Origin of the sequence: Anaeromicrobium sp., from assembly GCF_025210435.1 — a bacterium.
Taxonomy (GTDB): domain Bacteria; phylum Bacillota; class Clostridia; order Peptostreptococcales; family Thermotaleaceae; genus Anaeromicrobium.
In genome coordinates, this window is the sequence record NZ_JAOART010000064.1 from 1 (window position 1) to 16,763 (window position 16,763).

General features: G+C 32.2%; 14 protein-coding genes. 7 read left to right on the forward strand and 7 right to left on the reverse strand.

Annotation, left to right across the window (positions count from 1 at the left end; genetic code table 11):
* Positions 1–409: 409 nt before the first annotated feature.
* Entirely contained in the window at positions 410–2,362 is a 1,953-nt protein-coding gene (locus N4A57_RS07665) for a sigma 54-interacting transcriptional regulator (protein WP_293657300.1), read from the reverse strand.
* Between the two features lie 408 nt (positions 2,363–2,770).
* On the opposite strand from N4A57_RS07665, the gene N4A57_RS07670 reads away from it, so the two are divergent.
* The 7 genes from N4A57_RS07670 to N4A57_RS07700 all read left to right on the forward strand — a co-directional run bounded on the left by N4A57_RS07670 (position 2,771) and on the right by N4A57_RS07700 (position 10,612).
* Entirely contained in the window at positions 2,771–3,334 is a 564-nt protein-coding gene (locus N4A57_RS07670) for a nitroreductase family protein (protein WP_330671482.1), read from the forward strand.
* Positions 3,335–3,511: 177 nt separating this feature from the next.
* Positions 3,512–3,688 carry an aspartyl-phosphate phosphatase Spo0E family protein gene (locus N4A57_RS07675; RefSeq protein WP_293657302.1) on the forward strand — a complete coding sequence of 59 codons (177 nt, stop codon included), beginning with the start codon at positions 3,512–3,514 and terminating at the stop codon, positions 3,686–3,688.
* Positions 3,689–3,808: 120 nt separating this feature from the next.
* Positions 3,809–4,156, forward strand: a complete 348-nt coding sequence (locus tag N4A57_RS07680; RefSeq protein WP_293657304.1) for a CGGC domain-containing protein — start codon at positions 3,809–3,811, stop codon at positions 4,154–4,156.
* A gap of 118 nt (positions 4,157–4,274) precedes the next feature.
* Positions 4,275–4,823, forward strand: a complete 549-nt coding sequence (locus N4A57_RS07685) for a PadR family transcriptional regulator (protein WP_293657305.1) — start codon at positions 4,275–4,277, stop codon at positions 4,821–4,823.
* A gap of 11 nt (positions 4,824–4,834) precedes the next feature.
* Positions 4,835–6,493, forward strand: coding sequence for an NAD(P)H-dependent oxidoreductase (locus tag N4A57_RS07690; RefSeq protein ID WP_293657307.1), 1,659 nt, complete (start codon positions 4,835–4,837; stop codon positions 6,491–6,493).
* A 174-nt stretch (positions 6,494–6,667) separates the two neighbouring features.
* Positions 6,668–8,512, forward strand: a complete 1,845-nt coding sequence (gene asnB / locus N4A57_RS07695) for an asparagine synthase (glutamine-hydrolyzing) (protein WP_293657309.1) — start codon at positions 6,668–6,670, stop codon at positions 8,510–8,512.
* A 447-nt stretch (positions 8,513–8,959) separates the two neighbouring features.
* Positions 8,960–10,612 (forward strand): SulP family inorganic anion transporter, encoded by a 1,653-nt coding sequence (locus N4A57_RS07700; protein WP_293657310.1) that lies wholly within the window; start codon positions 8,960–8,962, stop codon positions 10,610–10,612.
* Positions 10,613–10,665: 53 nt separating this feature from the next.
* Here the strand turns inward: N4A57_RS07700 and N4A57_RS07705 are convergent, their stop codons facing one another.
* From N4A57_RS07705 to N4A57_RS07730, 6 genes are all read right to left on the reverse strand, one after another.
* A complete protein-coding gene (locus N4A57_RS07705) occupies positions 10,666–11,307 on the reverse strand; it encodes an HD domain-containing protein (protein WP_293657311.1) in 642 nt (213 codons plus the stop codon).
* A gap of 64 nt (positions 11,308–11,371) precedes the next feature.
* On the reverse strand, positions 11,372–11,581 hold the full coding sequence (locus tag N4A57_RS07710) for a hypothetical protein (RefSeq protein ID WP_293657313.1): 210 nt from the start codon (positions 11,579–11,581) through the stop codon (positions 11,372–11,374).
* 164 nt (positions 11,582–11,745) lie between these two features.
* The gene (locus N4A57_RS07715) at positions 11,746–12,726 is read right to left on the reverse strand and encodes an acyl-CoA dehydratase activase (RefSeq protein ID WP_293657315.1); all 981 of its coding nucleotides are present in this window, start codon (positions 12,724–12,726) and stop codon (positions 11,746–11,748) included.
* Entirely contained in the window at positions 12,701–13,801 is a 1,101-nt protein-coding gene (locus N4A57_RS07720) for an acyl-CoA dehydratase activase-related protein (protein ID WP_293657316.1), read from the reverse strand. The genes N4A57_RS07715 and N4A57_RS07720 overlap by 26 nt, the downstream gene beginning before the upstream one ends.
* On the reverse strand, positions 13,773–14,753 hold the full coding sequence (locus N4A57_RS07725) for an acyl-CoA dehydratase activase-related protein (protein ID WP_293657318.1): 981 nt from the start codon (positions 14,751–14,753) through the stop codon (positions 13,773–13,775). Before N4A57_RS07725 ends, N4A57_RS07720 begins: the two co-directional genes overlap by 29 nt.
* Before the next feature lie 294 nt (positions 14,754–15,047).
* The gene (locus N4A57_RS07730) at positions 15,048–16,598 is read right to left on the reverse strand and encodes an ABC-F family ATP-binding cassette domain-containing protein (RefSeq protein ID WP_293657320.1); all 1,551 of its coding nucleotides are present in this window, start codon (positions 16,596–16,598) and stop codon (positions 15,048–15,050) included.
* Positions 16,599–16,763 lie beyond the last annotated feature (165 nt).

The following is a 16,763-nucleotide window of genomic DNA, read 5'->3' on the forward strand; positions in this document are numbered from 1 at the left end:
GCATAAGATGTTGTGACGTTCCAGGGTTCCAAAGATTTTCAATATATTTTCCCTTATAGGCAAGTTACTGTATAAAACAAATTTAAAACCAATAAATCTATATAGATTTCTGGTGTATAAACTTGCTTTATGCGGGCCTATTTCAGGAAAATATATTGAAAATCTTTTCCATTGAAGTCCTTGTCACAAGCGAAAGTGTGAATCTTCGTATATAGGTTCACGTGTCATGTTGGAGTAGAATAGGATGTTGTGACGTTCCAGGGTTCCAAAGATTTTCAATATATTGTCCCTTATAGGCAAGTTACTGTATAAATAAATCTTAGTGTTACGAAATCTATAAATATGATATGTGAAAAAAAGTAATGAAGTTCCCATACAAAGGGGAAAGACTTCATTACTTTTTTTACGTTTATTTAGGGTGATTACAGAGAAATTTCAATCCTGACTGAGTAATTCGAGTACCACCTCTGCCCTTTACGATTTTAACCAAATTCTCAGTCTCCATTTTTTTCAGCAGATTTCGCACTTCATATTCACTTAAGTTAACACCCCTTTTCTGTAAGATAAGTGAAATATCTTTTCTGCTTGATTTTCTGTTATCCTCATGGGCTTCTTTTAAATAGTTTAAAATAGCCATTTCTTCAGACATATTTTCATTAGATTCTAATGGAGTATTTTTCATATCTGTATAAATCTCATCTTTCATATATTCAGGCAAGCCATTTAACTCGAAGCCATCAGACATATGGATCATATACTGGATGCAGTTCATTAACTCACGAATGTTTCCTTTCCAATCTCTGCTAGAAAACACATCCATCAGATTCTTAGGTATATCTCTTTGGGTGTTATTTAGCTTCATATAATGTTTAATGAAAAATAAGATATCACCATTTCTCTCCCTAAGAGGAGGGACCCTAATATTGATCACATTAAGTCTAAAGAAAAGGTCTTCTCGAAATGCCTTCTCTCTCACTAGGGTGTATAGGTTTTTATTAGTTGCTCCTATAATTCGAATATTGATTGGAATAATATCAGTTCCACCCACACGTATTATTTCCCTTTCTTGAAGAACTCGTAATAGTTTTACTTGTACCTCTTTTGAAATTTCACCCAATTCATCTAGGAAAATAGTACCTCCATTTGCCATTTCAAAGAGACCGATTTTACCATTGTTATTAGCTCCAGTAAATGCGCCTTTTTCGTATCCGAACAACTCACTTTCTAAAAGTGTACTATTTAGGGCACCGCAGTTAAATCCTACGAATGGTCCACTTTTTCGCTGGGAATGATTATGTATGGCTTGAGCCAGCAATTCTTTACCCGTTCCACTTTCTCCCTCAATGAGAATATCATCATCGGTTTGTGCTGCTTTCTTTGCAAAATTTTTTAATTCCTTAATTTGGGGGCTGTTACCAAGGATGTCCTCAAAGAAATATTTTGCCACATGGCCTTTATTTTTTGTTGACCGGTAAATGACTTTATTTTCATTTTGGATTTTTTCACTTTCTTTAAAACTAATCACACCACCGATGAAAATTTCCTTAGTATAGAGAGGATATTTGTTTATTAGATAATGGGTAGTATTTATTTTGATTATGGCATTCTCAATTATACTCTTGTCATGGATATCCCTTAATTTTTCATGGGAGCAAAATACACTCAAATCGCATCCTAAATATAATTGTTCAAATCCTTTAAAAATGGCTTCTGCATTTTTATTGATTATATTTATCCGGTTGTGTTTATCATAAATAATGAGTCCCTGGTCAATGATGTTCAACAATAAATCTAAGTGTTCTGAGTTGTTAAAAGAACTATCTATGATGGAAATTAGGCCTGGACTTCTTGGTTTTATAAGTTCAACATAGGAGTGTAGAATCTTTTTTGTAATATTGTTTAGCATATTTAGTTTAATAAGCATATCAAATATGGTTGAAATATCAACGACGGTTTCTTTTATATCAATAAAGCTATTGTCTTCATTAGGTACAAGTTGAGGCTCTCCAGGAGTAATAATTGTGTCAATGTTATGAAATACCTGTTTATCACTACCAGGGTAATAGGGTAGGAATTGCAAGTGACTAGCCCCTAATTCGTACATCATGGAAATACTTTGATTTGTGGTTCCCCTATGGGTATTTACAACAACAACTCTTGAACCAAATGGTATTGAAATGATTTTTTCATATTGTGTTTTTAAGAGTGTTCTTCGAATAACAATAATTTGAGTTTCAGGCATTAGAAAACGAGCAACGTTTAGTGCCATCTTTTGAGTGGGAACTAAAACAATATCGCAATCGATAAACTGCATATTGTCTTTTGTGTAAAGGATCAGATTAAAATCAATAAATTTTCCCAAAAGGTCCTTTAATTGATTTTGAAGATTTACTCCAGCTTTTCTATTGATAGTAGAAACTACAACTCTAGGTCTGCGCAATTAGATTCACCTCAATCAAGTAATATATAGTTAGGCATATTCAAAAAATAAATTAGTCATTTCACTGGCTATTTGGATTATTTTCTTCGTTATGGATCCCTTACATATGTTTAATATGCTCCCTCACCATGCCTTGAAAATAATCCAAATTCCTCAGAGACCTGACTAGTTTATTTTTTTCATATGCCTTAATATTATACTAATTGAAGAAGATTAATTGTGTCAACTATGAATTCCATACATCCTTGGCAATAATAAAAATAAATGATAATCTATATAGGGATAAAGACAAAAAGGCCTAGATATATGATAATCAAGGGAGATGTACATATGATAAATGAAACTTTAAAAGTAATAAAAGATAGAAGAACTACAAGGAAGTTTAAACCAGAACAAATAAGGGAAGAAGAACTAGAAATCATATTAGAAGCAGGAATTTATGCACCAAGTGCCCATAATGACCAGCCTTGGAATTTTACTGTAATTCAAAATAAAGAATTAATAGAAGAATTAAATGTGGAGTCAAAGGAGATGTGCAAGGATTTTCCAGATGAATTGATCAGGAAAATGGCTAATAATAAAAGGTTTAATATTTTTTACAAAGCCCCCACAATCATAGTAGTATCTGGTAGAGATGATGCTATCATGCCACAGGTAGATTGTGCAGCTGCAACACAAAACATGTTGTTGGCAGCAGAATCTATAGATATAGGGGCTTGTTGGAATGGGTTTGTAAGCTTTTTATTTCGTAGTGAAAAGGGAGAGGAGTATAAGGAAAAATTAAATATACCAAAGGGATATACACCCTATTATGGAGTAGCCCTCGGGTACAAAAAAGTAAGAATATGTAATCCTCCCACAAGAAGGGAAAATACAATTCAATATATTAGATAAAGTCCATGGTTTAATGGGCTTTTTTTACGCTATATAATATGTGGTATCCTTTTGTCTAGGACTTAAGAACTAAATATAATTTTTTTCTTTCATATTACAAAATATTACATTTTTCTCACTTTTGTCATATTAAAATATAGTAATATACTAAATTCAGCTTGGAAAGGGGACTAGTTGTTGAAGAAAGGGAAAATAGTAAAGGTACAGATAGAAAAATATAAAAGAGACCTTAATACTATTTTAGAAGATGATAACGTTAATTTAGTTGATGGAGAAATTTTAAGAATAAGTAAGCAGCTAGATGAGTTAATAGTTGAATACTGTAGAGAAAATAAGAAGTGCGAACAAAATTGATACAAAGAGCTCTGACTAGGTAAAAACTAGTTAAGAGCTTTTTATATTATAAAATTATTGTCATTGTATTGATAAATTTACTCATGTATAATTTATATAAAAAAGATTGGGAGTATTTAAATGAAAATAGGAATAATTATAAGAAAAGAAACGGCAGATAGATGTACTGGTAAAGGTTGTATGAGGGCCTTTTTCAAAAAAGAAGATTCCTTTAAAAGATATGAAGGTATGGAAGATGTGGAACTTGTGGCATTCATGCATAGTGGTGGAGATTTAGAGTACAAAATAAATAAGTTAAAGGAATTAGGTGTAGATGTGATTCATCTTTCAACTTGCATGAGGGGAAAATATGAAAATTATGAAGGATTAGCCCATGAACTCTCTAAGGATTTTCATGTTGTAGGCTATACCCATGGTTCTGAGAATGGAAAGAGTAGGGATACGGTAAGTATAATAAGGCAAAAATAGGATTTTAAAAGGATTTATTAGTTAATATTAACTAATAAATCCTTTTCTTTATATGTTGACAAAAGAGTATTATAATAGTAATATATTCTACAAGTGGAATATAAATAGGAGGTGCAAAATGTCACTAAAACACGGCATACTAGGATTACTATCATATAGCCCCATGAGTGGATATGATTTAATGAAGTATTTTAATGAATCTATTAATTTTTTTTGGAGCGCTCAAGGGAGTCAAATATATAGGGAATTAGATAAACTTCAAAGGGATGAATTTATAGAAGTTAATAGGGTTATACAAGAGAAAAGGCCTAATAAGAAAATATTTTCTATCACAGAAAGGGGAAAAGGTGAATTTGTTAGATGGGTAAATGAATTTTCACTAAAAGAAATTAATAAGACTAGGGATATTATAACTATGAAAATATTCTTTGGAGCTTCAGCAGATAAGGAAATACTTATTAATAACCTAATAAAGTTTAAAAAATCAATTGAGGAAGAATACAAAAGTCTTTCCCAGGTAAAGGAAAATTTGCACAAGTTTCAAAGAAACGTGGACAATAAAAAAGAATCTTTATTTTGGGATTTAACCATATCAAAGGGATTAAAAAGTATGAGGGCAAATATGGAATGGGCAGAGGAAGCAATAGGAATGATAAGGGAGTATTAAGGAGGAGTAATATGAAATCTGTATTAGTATTAAATGGTAGTCCTAGGGGAAAAAAGGGAAATACACAAAAACTAGTAGACAGATTTTTACAGGGAATAAGAGATACAAATGAAAATATAAATATAGACCAAATATATTTAAAGGATGAACACATTAAAAATTGTATTGGATGTTTCACCTGTTGGGAAAAGACTCCAGGAAAATGTATACACGAAGATTCTATGGGTAGATTATTAAAAAAATATATAGACGGAGATATTATAATATGGGCAACACCCTTGTACCACTATAATATGACATCCATATTAAAGGTATTTGTAGAAAGAACATTACCTGTTAATAAACCTGACATAATAAAGAAAGATAATATATATACCCATCCTCAGCGTTATGAATTAGGAAATAAAAAGCACATACTCATAAGTAATTGTGGATTCCCACAATATGAAAATTTCAGTGTACTAATAGATGAATTCAAGAGGATTACAGGTAATCGTTTAAGTGAAACAATCCTATGTGTAGAAGGGGAATTACTAAGAGTAACTCCACTAGAGAGTAAAATAAAATGGTATTTAGATAGTGTGCATAAATCTGCAATAGAGTTTATAAGAGATGGAGAATTTTCTAAGGAGACTAGGAGGACTTTAAAAGAACCCCTAATGGCCATAGACAAATTTGTAGAAATGGCTAATCTTAGTTGGCATGTGAATGAAGATTATGGGAAGGATAGTGAAGATAAGGAGTCTAAGGCATATAAATTCTTAAAACTTATGGCCCTTAGTATGAATGAAAAAGAGGCTAAAGATTTAGACCACATAATAGGATTTCATTTTACAGACTTAGATGAAGAATACTATTTAACTATCAAAGATGAAAAATGTATAGCCCACAGGGGAAATGTTACAGATTTTACTACTAAGATAATAACTACTTTTAAAGTGTGGAAGGAAATATCAGAGGGACATTTAGATGGACCAAAAGCCATGATGGAAGGTTTATATAAAATAGAAGGTAGCCTTCAATTCTTAATGAAATTTAATAAATTATTTTCATCTAATAGGGGAAAAGAAGAAAAGGGAAAATCACCTAAAAAGGTATTTGGATTAAATGGAGAGAAATGGTTAGCAATAGGTTTTATACCTTGGAATTTATCTTGGATATTTATTAAAAGAAATATGTTTTTAGGAGTTTGGTTGCCATTTTTAATAAGTTTAGGCGTACTTATAGTAAAAAGAAATAGTAAGCATATTACCTATTTTGAAAAGTTAAGTTTCTTTTATTTTTGTCAATTGATTTTCATTAGTAAATTAAATTCACAATTTATTAATGAAAAGGGAATAATTCTAAATTATATGGCTATAGGCATAATATGGCTAACATCAACTATAACCAGCGTGTCCCTTACAGGTGAATACTCAAAGTATAGGTATGATGTATCCATGGAGAATAATAAAATCTTTGAGAAAACGAATAAAATTATGACCTTATTTTGGGCATTCATATTCTTTATACAAGGAATTATTGTGATTACTTTAAAAGGTTATGGATTGATTAAGTATTATCCCTGTGTATATGTACTATTGTTAGTTGCTGGAGCATTCACTAAATGGTTTCCAAACTGGTACCCCCAATATGTGGCTAGGGGAAAGAAACTCTTTATAAAACCATAGGCCGTATGCCTAAATAATAAAAAATTCCTAGTGAATATATAACTAGGAATTTTTTGTTATTTATATTGAAATTGTACTAAAATACCTATCCTGTGTAACATAATAAGAAAAGGATGAATATAAATGGTATTAAATGAAAATGATTATCAATAAATAAAGAGAGGGGATAAAATTATGTGCGGAATTGCTGGATGGATAAATAATGAAAGAAATATTAATGGTGAAATAAATATAATGGAGAATATGACAGATATGCTCAAGAGAAGAGGGCCTGATGATAGGGGATTTTATGTATGTAAAAATGCATTACTGGGCCATAGACGTTTAGTAATTGTAGATCCAGAAGGTGGAAGACAGCCAATGACAAGGCAACTAGGAGATAATAAATATACCATTGTATATAATGGTGAATTGTACAATACAGAAGAAGTAAGAGAAAAGTTAAAGGCAAAGGGACATAAATTTGAAGCCTATTCAGATACGGAAGTTCTTTTAGTTTCATACATGGAATGGGGAGAAGATTGCTTAAAACATATTAATGGAATTTTTGCCTTTGGAGTATGGGATGAAAAAAATAAAAGTTTATTTTTAGGAAGGGACCCCCTAGGAGTAAAACCCTTATTTTATACTCATAAAAACCATAACCTAATCTTTGGGTCAGAGATAAAAGCCCTATTAGAACATCCCATGGTAGAACCTGTTATAGATAGGGAAGGATTGTTAGAAATTTTTGGACTTGGACCAGCAAGATCATTGGGAAGTGGAGTTTTTAAATATATAAAGGAGATTCCTCCAGGCAACTATTTAGTATATAGAGATGACACTTTAGTATTAAAAGAATACTGGAAATTAGAAGCTAAGGACCATGAAGAAGATATGAATACTACAGTTGATCATACAAGAAGTCTCCTAATAGATGCCATTGAAAGACAATTAGTATCGGATGTTCCTGTATGTACTTTCCTATCAGGTGGATTAGATTCTAGTGCCATATCAGCCATAACAGCAAATTATTTTAAAAGGAATAAAAGGGGCATATTGAATACTTTTTCAATTGCATATGAAGACAATGATAAATATTTTAAAGCAAATGAGTATCAACCAAATTCAGATGATATATGGGCTGAGAAAATGGCTAAGTTTATTAATAGCAATCACCATAATATAGCCATTAATAACTTAGAGTTGGCACGAGCACTAAAAGATGCTGTTAAGGCCAGTGATTTACCTGGTATGGCAGATATAGATTCATCCTTATATCTTTTTTGCAAGGAAGTTAGAAAGAAATCAACGGTAGCCCTTTCTGGAGAATGTGCCGATGAAATATTTGGAGGATATCCCTGGTATAGACGAGAAGCTGATATAAATGCCAATACTTTTCCCTGGTCAAAGCATGTGAAGGAACGTAGAAATATATTGGCCAAGGGACTAAAGAATCTGCCCTTAGAAGAGTATGTGGCTCAAAAATATGAAGATACTCTAAAACAGGTTCCTAAAATAAAAGGAGAAACCGCAGAGGAAGCTAGGATGAGGGAACTTTTTTATCTCAATATGAAATGGTTCATGGTTACCTTGTTAAATAGAAAGGATCGCATGAGTATGGCAAATAGTCTAGAAGTTAGAGTACCCTTTGCCGATTATAGGCTTGTTGAATATGCATTTAATATTCCAAATGAAATGAAATTTTGTGATGGAAGGGAGAAAGGTCTTTTAAGGAGAGCATTAAAGGGAATTTTGCCAAAGGATATTATAGAAAGAAAAAAGAGCCCATATCCTAAAACCCACCATAGTATATATACAGAAGCTGTACAAAGATGGATGGGAGAAATTTTGAAAGATAAGAATTCACCCATACTAGAAATTATAGATAGGGATAAGGTATATGACATTGTTAAAACAGGAGGGAAATCATTTACTAAACCATGGTTTGGCCAGCTCATGACAGGACCACAGATGATTGCATATTTAATTCAGATGGATACATGGATGAGGGAATATAAGGTGAAAATTATAGAATAATGGACTTTTGAAGGTTCCTGGTAAAAAAACTAGGAGCTTTTTCATTTATAGATTTCGTATTTATAAACCAGCTTTATATGTGCCTATTTCAGGAAACTATTGAAAATCTTTTCCACCCAAGTCCTTGTCACAAGCGAAAGTGTGAATCTTCGTAGATATGTTCATGAGTCATGCCCAAGTATCATAAGATGTTGTGACGTTCCAGGGTTCCAAAGATTTTCAATAGTTTCCCTTATAGGCAAGTTACTGCATAAAGAAATCTTAGCATTACGAAATCTATATTTATAAAAGTTATTATATTAAAGAAAAACTAAGGACTTTTCTAATATTTGAATAAAAACCATATATTATGGAGTGTAAAGGTGGATAGGCGATATTTTCTAGTTGAGTAAAAAGGTGTATAATTACCATGTTTGACAAAAATAACTTCGTGAGGATGGACAAAAAATGTTTAAACCAAAAATTTTTACTTGTTTAAAATCATATTCAAAGGAACAATTTTATAGGGATATAATAGCAGGAATAATAGTGGCTATTATAGCTATACCCCTATCCGTAGCATTAGGGATAGCATCGGGGGTAGGACCAGAGCAGGGTCTTATTACTGCTACCATAGGAGGTTTTTTAGTATCATTACTAGGGGGAAGCCGTGTTCAAGTGGCAGGGCCTACAGGAGCATTTGTAGTTATTGTTTATGGAATAATAGAAAAGTACGGTATAGAAGGGTTAGCTATTGCCACCATAATGGGAGGGATAATCCTTGTTTTAATGGGAATTGGAAAATTAGGAAGTCTAATAAAGTTCATTCCATACCCTATTACTACAGGATTTACTAGTGGTATAGCCCTAGTAATATTTTCTACTCAGATAAAGGACTTTCTAGGACTAGATATAAAAAAGGTTCCATCTGAGTTTATTGAAAAATGGTTAGTATATATAGAAAACTTTTCTTATTTAAACCCCCAAGCTTTGTCACTTGGAGTATTAACCATATGTATATTGGTAATAGTTCCTAGGATAAATAAAAAAATACCAGGTGCACTAGTTGCAATTATAATAACTACTTTTATAGCTAATATATTTAAATTAGATGTAAATACTATAGGATTACAATTTGGAACTATTAAATCTCAGGGGTTACATTTAAGAACCATGCCAATAGACTTAAATACTATACAAATGTTATTGATGCCAGCTGTGGCCATTGCCCTATTAGGCGGGGTAGAATCTCTATTATCAGCAGTTGTGGCAGATGGTATGATAGGTGGTAATCACAGGTCTAATACAGAATTAATAGGTCAGGGGATTGCAAATGTATTTTCAGGATTACTTGGAGGGATTCCAGTAACGGGAGCCATAGCAAGAACTTCTGCCAATGTTAAATTAGGAGGGCGTACACCTGTGGCTGGTATAGTCCATGCCCTAGTGGTATTCATAATCATGACTTTTTTCATGCCTCTATTTAGTTATGTACCTATGGCTACATTAGCAGGAATCTTAATAATTGTAGCTTATAATATGGGAGAGTGGCATGGATTTACTAATTTACATAAATATCCTAAGAGTGATGCCTTTGTATTTTTAATAACATTTCTATTAACAGTAATTATAGATTTGATAGTGGCAATAGAAGTGGGAATGGTATTGGCTTCCTTCCTATTTATGATAAGAATGTCCAGAATATCGAATACATCCCTAGTAGTTCACTCAGAAAGTAATTGGGGAGATGAGTTGCGTATACCTAAGGACAAAATATTTAAGGAACATGTAATGTATTATGAAATAGAAGGCCCCTTTTTCTTTGGAGCTGCTGATAAGTTCATACAGGCCATAAAGGTCATACACTCCATGCCTAAAGTATTGATCCTAAGTTTAAAGGGTGTGCCAACTATAGATGCCACAGGATATTATGCCTTAGAACAGTTTTGTAATGAGTGTTTAAGAAGTAATACGGAGCCCATATTTTTAGGTTTAAATGAAGAATTAGAAAGTAGGCTAAGTAAATATGGATTCATAGAATCGGTAGGAGAACATCGTTTTTATAAGGATTTAAACGAGGCAAAAGAATATTTAAAGGGATTAGAATTTAGTAAAAATTAAACATATAAAAATAGGCCTTTAGTTTAATCTAAGGGCCTATTTTTATATGTTTTTTAAAGTTCATCCCCACATAGATAATCCCTACATTTATTGATAAATATTTCCACGTTTTTTTCTTGAGCAGCTATAGCTTCCTTTGAGGTTAAGCCCCTTCCTAGTCTGTCACATAGAGATAAAAGGGCCATATCATCTATATTAGTTTCAGCAACCATCCTTTTTATATTAGCAAAGGGTAGATTTTTTACAACAAAGAGAATTTGCATATGCCATCTTACCATTTTAGATACCATATTAATAATATGTTCATCTGCACCTAATTCTTTTAGAAAGTCCTTTGACATCTTTTCTCCAAATTTATCATGGTCATAGGCTGTAATTCGTCCCCTCCTGATCTTTGTGGCAGGGACCTTACCTATATCATGGAGTAATGCTGCCCACATGAAAGCCTTTGGGTTAGTACTGTTATCCTTTCTAAGGGCTCCATTATCAACTACTAGCATGGTATGGTTCCAAACATTTCCTTCAGGATGATGTTTAGGAGATTGTTCTATTTTCTTTAAATCACTTAGCATGGTAAAGGGATATTTACTCAGTGTTGGTTCTTCTTTAAATATTCTGTTAAAATAAATAGAAGGTAATTCATCTTCCATTAAATGTTTTTCAAAATCCTCATATATATTTTGTAATTCATTCATATTTGTTATTTACCCCCATAAGTAATAATAGTCTTATTTTAACAAAGGGATAGGATTTTTTAAATTAAGAATATTGCCAAGAACCATCTTCAGTACATACCAATCTTGTACCATCTGGTTTTTCAATGGTTGATCCTACTCCATGTTTTGCCCCTTCATAGGTACAATAAGCCCCCTTAGTATCTGTAGGAACTTTTTTAGAAGTAATATTTATATTGTTTTCAAGCTGTACCACGTTTATATTAGTGTTATTTTCAATTTTATTATTATCCATTTTAACATTCCTTTCATATTTTTTTATAAATCTATATATGAGAGTATAATATAAGTATGTGTAATTCTTTTTTTAAAATTCAATTTTAGAAATTGAAATATATTGGAAATAAAAATCTGACACCTATAGAATTTAGATGTCAGATATAAAGTAGGATAAAAATCCTATGCAAATTTTTCATTAGATTGGGCAGCATTACTATAGCGACCACACTTATCTCCCCAATTGGATATTAATTTATCATCCTTATAAAATTTAACTACTTCACATAAATTTGGACAATTGTTACATTCGAAAGTACTAACCGTATAGTCACTATTAGCTATGTCAAAACCAGAGAAATTAGTTCTTTTAGTTTTTGCAACTTCTTCCTTTGCAAGGAGGGCCACACCTACGGCTCCCATCACGTGGTGATAGGGGGGGACTAGGATTTTTTCTCCTAGTAATTCCTCAAAGGCTCGTACTATGCCCTTATTAGCAGCCACTCCTCCTTGAAATACTATGGGTCCATTTAGGGTTTTGCCCTTTCCAAGATTATTTAAGTAGTTTCTGGCTAGGGCTTCGCAAAGACCGTTTATTATATCCTCTTGATTATGGCCAAGTTGTTGTTTGTGGATCATATCTGATTCAGCAAAAACGGCACATCTACCTGCTATTCTAATTTTTGATTTTGAATTAAGGGCCATATGACCAAAATCTTCTATGGGTATTCCAAGTCTTTCTGCCTGTCTATCCAAAAAGGACCCTGTTCCGGCAGCACACACAGTATTCATACCAAAGTCGTGTAATATGCCATCACGCAAAAGGATTATTTTTGAATCCTGACCTCCTATTTCTATGATAGTATTTACATTTGGTACAAAGTGAATGGCAGCACGGGCATGGGCTGTAATTTCATTTTTTACCACATCTGCACCTACCATTATTCCACCTAAATTTCTACCACTGCCTGTAGTTCCCACTCCAGAGATATTTAATTCTTCAGTTATATTATCTTTTAATTTTTTCAAACCATCCTTGATGGTTTTTATAGGATTTCCTTGAGTTCTTATGTAAAGGGAATCGAGGACATTATTTTTTTCGTCTATTAGAACTAAATTAGTACTAACAGAACCAATATCAATTCCAAGATATGCTTTTTTCATTTTTAAAATTATCCCTCCTGCTTGTTAGAAGATCTATATAGGCTTCAAGCCTAGTTAAATAACCTGCTTCTCCTGTCATTTCATCTATTATTAAACTAAGTACGGGTATATTATATTTTTCTTGTATATTAGGAAAAAGACTCATGGAAACAATTTCAGGCATACATGAAAAGGGCATTAGGTGTATTACACCATCCAAATTAGCTTGAGAATAAAGTATGGAATTTCCAATGGTCTCTCTGCAATGGCCTCCTATTCCAGTAGATACAAAGGGTTTTGCCACCTTTATTACATGGTTATCCTTAAATCCTAATGATCCTAAAACTACATGTTCCCAAAACCATTTTGAAATGGATAGGGATTTATGAACTTCCACTCCCATATTGTTTAATTTTTTAGATAGGTTTAAGTTTGAAAAATCGTCAATTACAGTGTAAATTTCTCCCACAATACCTATTTTTATAGGGTTAGCATTTTTATTTAAATTAAACTTACTTAACTTATTTTTAGCAATTTTAACTTTTTTAAACATTTCTTTTGTACCATATGAATTTTCTAAATCAGTTTTTAATTCATGAAAAAATTCATGGAGGGGAAAATCACAATAGGGTGAATTTTTTAAAATCCAATCTTCTATGTATTCTAATTCCCTAAGTATATTAAGGGCCCTTAATACAACTTTAGATATTTTTATAGGATTATTAATAGAAGTCACATTATATATCCTATTGAGAAACTCACCATATTTTTTATCTGGGGCTTCTAATAATACGAAATCCACATTATGGTTTAAGTCCTTTAGTATTTCCTTTAGAACTTGGCTATAGAGACCAAATCTACAAGGTCCAAAGCTAGTGGTCATAATAACCGTGTCTGCACCCTGTTCTATGGACTCTATTATATTTCCCAAATTTAGTTTCATGGGAAAACACATGAGTTCAGGAGAATATCGTGTACCTAGTTCTAATGTTCTTTTACTACTCTTAGGTGGTATTACCACATCCACATTTAAATCTTGGGCCATGGCCTTTACGGGTAAGTACATATTACCCATGTGAGGAAAAGTTAGTTTCATAATCTTGCCTCCATTTGATCATATCTATAAAAGCTTCAATCCTAGTATTTAGTCCTGCTTCTCCCGTATGCTCATCTAGGTTGATTAACATAAATCCCTTCTTTGTATTTCTCCTTATCTTTCTTTCTACTATTTCTGCAATGACAGAGTCAATTCCACAGCCAAAGGATGAAAGATATACTATACCCTGTACTTCATCCATATTTAGGGCACATAGGGCAGATCCTAGAGTATGTCTAGCTAATGTCCAAAAGATTTTTTTATCCCTATCAAAATCAAGACCTTTAATATGTTTAAAATCCATGTTATCCTGGGTGATTACTTGAAAACCAAAGGAATGGATTTTGTTTATTAAGTTCATACTGAGATAGTGATCATAGAGCACATAACTATGTCCTAGTACTAAAATTTTTTTGGGGAATTCATTTTTAACAAAATCTGTAGAAGATAAGGATTCCCTTAAGGGTAACATATCTAAACTAAATTTATGTCTATAATCCTTTAAGGCATTTAAACCATCATTAAAAGCATTTTTCAATACTTTTTTATTAGAGGTTATGGGACTACCTATTTCATACACAGTTTTTAAAAGATTACTGCGATTTTTATGAAAATCCACATTTGTATAAATGGTGGGTGGAAGTTCATTTATAGAACTTTTTACTAGTTCTGGTACGGAGCAGAATTTAGGACATATATATTCACCCTTATTTACACTAGTTAATTTAGGTAAAAATAACATGTCAACCTTATTCTTTAAATTTAAAATATGTCCAAGATAAACCTTTAGGGGAAGACACGCTTCATCTACACAATGGAGTGTACCCTTATCTAAAATTTCCTTATTAGTAGGATCAGAAAAGACAACATGGGTACCTAAGGACTCAAAAAATCCTTTCCAAAGGGGATGATACATGTAATATCCCAATCCTCTAGGAATTCCAATTTTCATAAAATACATCACCTTTTTTATAATTTTTATACTTCTGTAGTATTAACATTTTTTGAAATTATAAACATAAATTACATTTTAAATTGAAATTAATACATAAAAAGACTATAGGAAAAATTCCTATAGTCTTTTTAAGGCATATTCAAAAAATAAATTAGACATTTCACTGGTTATTTGAATTATTTTCTTCGTTATGGAATCGCTTACATATGTTTAATATGCTGGCTCACCATGCCTTGAAAATAATCCAAATGCCTCAGTGAGTTGACTAGTTTATTTCTTTCATATGCCTAATTAAACGATTTTAGTTGTCCAGTCTTCTATATTCCATACATCTTCTACTATATCCATGTAGAATTCAGGTTCATGGGAAACTAGTAAAACAGTTCCTTTAAAGGCCTGAATTGCTCTTTTTAATTCTTCCTTAGCATCCACATCTAAGTGGTTAGTAGGCTCATCTAGTACAAGGAAGTTAATATCCTTAAGCATTATTTTACAAAGCCTTACTTTAGCAGCTTCACCACCGCTTAGGACTTTCATTTGACTAGTAATATGATCATTTGTAAGACCACATTTAGCTAAGGCCTGTCTTACTTCAAAGTTTGACATACTAGGATAAGTATTCCAAATCTCATCTATGGCAGTATTTGAATTATCCCTTGCAGATTCCTGTTCAAAATATCCTATTTCTAAATAGTCTCCTAAGTCCACTTTGCCATTAAAGGGTTTGATTTTTCCTATTAAAGTTTTAAGTAGGGTAGATTTTCCAAGACCATTAACACCTTTTAATGCAATCTTTTTACCACGGATTAATTGTACATTTAAAGGACTAGTTAGGGCTTCATCATATCCTAGGACTAGATCATTGGCTTCAAATACAATTTTTGAAGGAACTCTAGCTTCATTAAATCTAAATTCAGGCTTTACCTTATCCCTTGGTCTTTCTATTTTAACCATCTTATCTAATTTTTTCTGTCTACTTTTAGCCATGTTTGTAGTAGCTACTCTAGCCTTGTTTTTAGCTATGAAGGTTTCTAAACTTTTAATTTCCTTTTGCTGTTTTTGGAAGGCCTGTTCTATTTGTCTTTTCTTTAAATTGTACATGTTCTGAAAGTCATCATAGTTACCCTTGTATCTAGTAATACTTCCGTTTTCCATGTGGTATATAACCGTTGATACGGAGTTTACAAAGGCAATATCATGGGATACTAGGATAAAACTATTTTCATAATTTTGTAGATAAGTCTTTAACCACTCAATATGATCCTCATCTAAATAGTTAGTAGGCTCATCTAGGATTAATATGGTAGGACTTTCTAATAATAACTTAGTAAGTAAAACCTTAGTTCTTTGGCCACCACTAAGTTGGGATACGTCCTTATCAAGGCCAATATCTCTAAGTCCTAATCCATTTGCAACCTCATCTATTTTAGAATCTATGGCATAAAATCCACTTAATTCTAAAGTATCCTGGATAGTAGAAGTCTCCTCCATAAGTTTTGTCATTTCTTCATCAGTAGCACTACCCATTTGGTCATACATTTCAAGCATATCCTTTTCTAGTTGAAACATACCATCAAAGGCAGTTCTTAGTACATCCCTTATGGATTTTCCCTTTTCAAGGACTGTGTGCTGATCTAAATATCCAACACTTACCTTATTTGCCCAACGAATAGTTCCTTCATCTGGCATTAATTTTTTAGTAATTATATTTAAGAATGTGGATTTTCCTTCTCCATTTGCACCTACTAGGGTAATGTGTTCTCCCTTTTTTAATCTAAAGGACACATCTTCTAATATGACTCTTGAACCAAATCCGTGATTTACATTTTCTACTAGTAACATTTAAACACCTCATTATATATAGTCCATATAATTTTATAAAAAATCTTGTATAATTTCAAATGGAAAATAGAGAAACTTTTATTTAATAGATTTATTATGTATAAACCAGCTTCATGTGTGCCTATTTCAGAAAAATATATTGAAAATTTTTTCCATTGAAGTCCT

Coding starts and splice junctions, on each gene's coding strand:
- N4A57_RS07670 (WP_330671482.1), top strand. CDS start 2,771: ATGATAAATGAAACTTTAAAAGTAATAAAAGATAGAAGAACTACAAGG.
- N4A57_RS07685 (WP_293657305.1), top strand. CDS start 4,275: ATGTCACTAAAACACGGCATACTAGGATTACTATCATATAGCCCCATG.
- asnB (WP_293657309.1), top strand. CDS start 6,668: ATGTGCGGAATTGCTGGATGGATAAATAATGAAAGAAATATTAATGGT.
- N4A57_RS07725 (WP_293657318.1), bottom strand. CDS start 14,753: ATGAAAATTGGAATTCCTAGAGGATTGGGATATTACATGTATCATCCC.
- N4A57_RS07700 (WP_293657310.1), top strand. CDS start 8,960: ATGTTTAAACCAAAAATTTTTACTTGTTTAAAATCATATTCAAAGGAA.
- N4A57_RS07690 (WP_293657307.1), top strand. CDS start 4,835: ATGAAATCTGTATTAGTATTAAATGGTAGTCCTAGGGGAAAAAAGGGA.
- N4A57_RS07730 (WP_293657320.1), bottom strand. CDS start 16,598: ATGTTACTAGTAGAAAATGTAAATCACGGATTTGGTTCAAGAGTCATA.
- N4A57_RS07720 (WP_293657316.1), bottom strand. CDS start 13,801: ATGAAACTAACTTTTCCTCACATGGGTAATATGTACTTACCCGTAAAG.
- N4A57_RS07715 (WP_293657315.1), bottom strand. CDS start 12,726: ATGAAAAAAGCATATCTTGGAATTGATATTGGTTCTGTTAGTACTAAT.
- N4A57_RS07680 (WP_293657304.1), top strand. CDS start 3,809: ATGAAAATAGGAATAATTATAAGAAAAGAAACGGCAGATAGATGTACT.
- N4A57_RS07705 (WP_293657311.1), bottom strand. CDS start 11,307: ATGAATGAATTACAAAATATATATGAGGATTTTGAAAAACATTTAATG.
- N4A57_RS07710 (WP_293657313.1), bottom strand. CDS start 11,581: ATGGATAATAATAAAATTGAAAATAACACTAATATAAACGTGGTACAG.